Source organism: Xenorhabdus sp. NBAII XenSa04, from assembly GCF_963866145.1.
GTDB lineage: Bacteria > Pseudomonadota > Gammaproteobacteria > Enterobacterales > Enterobacteriaceae > Xenorhabdus > Xenorhabdus indica.
The window spans coordinates 1-1,745 of record NZ_CAWMEB010000012.1; the positions used below are offsets into that span (position 1 = coordinate 1).

General features: G+C 55.0%; 5 protein-coding genes. All 5 read left to right on the forward strand.

The window, feature by feature from the left end; translation table 11 throughout:
* Positions 1-86 precede the first annotated feature (86 nt).
* A complete protein-coding gene (locus AAC147_RS01050; protein ID WP_047684757.1) occupies positions 87-416 on the forward strand; it encodes an integrative conjugative element protein, RAQPRD family in 330 nt (109 codons plus the stop codon).
* Positions 413-649, forward strand: a complete 237-nt coding sequence (locus tag AAC147_RS01055; RefSeq protein ID WP_047684760.1) for a TIGR03758 family integrating conjugative element protein — start codon at positions 413-415, stop codon at positions 647-649. Before AAC147_RS01050 ends, AAC147_RS01055 begins: the two co-directional genes overlap by 4 nt.
* 79 nt (positions 650-728) lie before the next feature.
* Complete coding sequence (locus AAC147_RS01060; protein ID WP_231571549.1) at positions 729-1,061, forward strand: TIGR03745 family integrating conjugative element membrane protein; 333 nt, start codon at positions 729-731, stop codon at positions 1,059-1,061.
* A gap of 10 nt (positions 1,062-1,071) precedes the next feature.
* Complete coding sequence (locus tag AAC147_RS01065; RefSeq protein WP_047684765.1) at positions 1,072-1,428, forward strand: TIGR03750 family conjugal transfer protein; 357 nt, start codon at positions 1,072-1,074, stop codon at positions 1,426-1,428.
* The coding region (locus tag AAC147_RS01070) for a PFL_4703 family integrating conjugative element protein (protein ID WP_047684768.1) at positions 1,425-1,745 on the forward strand (321 nt) is incomplete at its 3' end. The genes AAC147_RS01065 and AAC147_RS01070, both read left to right, overlap by 4 nt.

Genomic DNA, 1,745 nt, shown 5'->3' on the forward strand with positions numbered 1-1,745 from the left:
ACCAAAGCATAAAGAGTTTATTGCTGATCGCAGGTAAAAAACGCTGCATCCTTGGTATTTTGGAACCCATCATAAGGTGAGTGTTTATGCGCGGTGGCTTTTCAATATCCTGTTCTGCCTGCCTGCTGGGACTGGCTGTGTGGTGTATGCCGCTGGCTCAGGCGGCCGAAAAAGACGAACTGGCGAGTGCAAAGCGTCTGATTGAGCAGGTGCAAATGGCACTGGAACGCGCCAGCATCGCAGAAAATCAGTCTGATACCTCAAAACACCCGCGTTATGACTTTGATTATCAGCGCATCCAGGCTGATCTCAACACCATCAAAGCCGGTATCGATCACTATCTCACGCCTTCCCGCGACCAGCCCCATGAATCCGGCCCGTTATCCGGACATTACCGTCAGGAAAACCCGCAATGACTGACGCACAACGCAATGCCTTTGAAGTGGCCTCCGGGCACTTTGATATCACTTTTCTGTATCTGGTGTGCGTCGGTTTTTTCCTGGCCACCTTGTTTTTCTGGGCGGCCTGGGCCGCGGTGGATGTCTGGCATGGCTGGGCGAATGAAAAAGTGCGTAATCAGACCCTCAGCCAGTTTGCCCTTCGAACCGCGGTATTACTGGTCGTGGCTGTCTGGATGTTTGCCAGTTAATGCAGCGAACATAATGAAAAGGAACAGAGTCAATATGAAGCACATTTTTACCGTCTGCCGGCGTATCAGCACAAGCCTGATGACACGGGTCAGTACGTTCATACTGTTATTCGGCCTTTCCTGTGAATCCGCCTGGGCTGATTTACCGGCTATCGAACCGCCGAAAAGTGGTGGCGGGGGCGGATTGCTGGGACAGGCGAAAGGGTACGCGCAGGATGGTATTGTCATCGGCGGACTCATTCTTTCCGCTGTGGCGTTCTTTAAAGTCGCCTCGGCTGCCGTCGAAACCTTTTCCGAAGTGCGGGATGGCAAATCGACCTGGACCCAGTTTGGCGCCATCGTCGTGGTCGGCGTGGTGTTGCTGGTTGCCGTGATTTGGCTGCTGTCGAAATCGGCCAGTATTATCTTTTAAGGCCGTCACCATGCAGACGATCGCTTTCTTACCTGACCGTTTAAACGCCGAACCGGTGGTGTTTCGCGGGTTCACCACCCCTGAGATGGGACTGGCCGCACTGGCCGGGATCGCGCTCGGGCTGGCCGTCAGTCTTCCCCTGCTCCCGTTAGCCGATTGGGTCATACTTCCGACCGGGATGCTGATTATGCCCTTGTTACTGATTAGCTTTGGCGGGCGTTGGCTTGCTCACCTCAAGCGTGGCAAGCCGGAAAATTATATCTGGCTGAAGCTGGAAGAGAAAAAACGCCGGCTGGGTCTCGGTGATCCGGCATGGATTATTGCCGCCCGGGGCTGGTCGTTGCGCCGAAGCAGGAGAGCGCGATGAGCCAGTTTCGTCATGCAGTCAAAAACCGGGATCAGCATATTCTGACCCTGCGGATCGCCTGTGGGATTTTGGTGGGGGTGCTGCTGCTGAGCCTGCTGGGCTGGATGGCTTCACCGCGCAATCTCACCATCCATCATCCTCCGGACTTACGCACCGGCAGCACACGCCCGTGGTGGGAAGTGCCTGCGCCCAGCGTCTACAGCTTTGCCTTTTATATTTTCCAGCAACTGAATGCCTGGCCGAAAAACGGGGCACAGGACTATCCGGCCAAAATTTATGCGCTTTCCCCTTATCTGACGCCGGCCTGTCAGGATTTT

Excerpts from the sequence above, each read along its gene's own strand:
- AAC147_RS01055 (WP_047684760.1), top strand. The coding sequence starts at position 413 with ATGACTGACGCACAACGCAATGCCTTTGAAGTGGCCTCCGGGCACTTT.
- AAC147_RS01065 (WP_047684765.1), top strand. The coding sequence starts at position 1,072 with ATGCAGACGATCGCTTTCTTACCTGACCGTTTAAACGCCGAACCGGTG.
- AAC147_RS01050 (WP_047684757.1), top strand. The coding sequence starts at position 87 with ATGCGCGGTGGCTTTTCAATATCCTGTTCTGCCTGCCTGCTGGGACTG.
- AAC147_RS01060 (WP_231571549.1), top strand. The coding sequence starts at position 729 with ATGACACGGGTCAGTACGTTCATACTGTTATTCGGCCTTTCCTGTGAA.